1 protein-coding gene is annotated in these 304 nt (G+C 43.4%); it reads right to left on the bottom strand.

All coding sequences use genetic code 11. The annotated features are described in order from the left end of the window. Positions 1-304: DUF4166 domain-containing protein (locus tag SB660_RS19705; RefSeq protein WP_410583949.1), on the bottom strand; the 304-nt coding region annotated here is incomplete at both ends.

Here is a 304-nt window from a genome sequence, read left to right as displayed (position 1 = left end):
GCCATGCCGGAATCGGGATTTTCTTTCCGCCTATCAGGAGCCACTGCCTTCCGGATGTAATAACAAGCCCTCCGTCTGAAGACGCTTCTAAATGCAGTTCAGACAGTAGGATGTGAGGTTTGCCGAAGTAATCAAGAATTCTGTTTTCCCGCTCATCATATTCCATGACCGCATCAAAAAAACGCGTTTTGCCTTTAAAGAAAAAGGTACGATTCCATTCCACGCCATTTTGCCTGTTTTTGTTTTCGATAGTAAAAGGGATATCGTTTCCCCTCTCTGAGAAAAAACATCTGAAAAAAACACC

This window comes from Bacillus sp. SIMBA_005 (assembly GCF_046535585.1).
GTDB lineage: Bacteria > Bacillota > Bacilli > Bacillales > Bacillaceae > Bacillus > Bacillus pumilus.
This window is presented reverse-complemented; position numbering and strand designations above follow the sequence as displayed.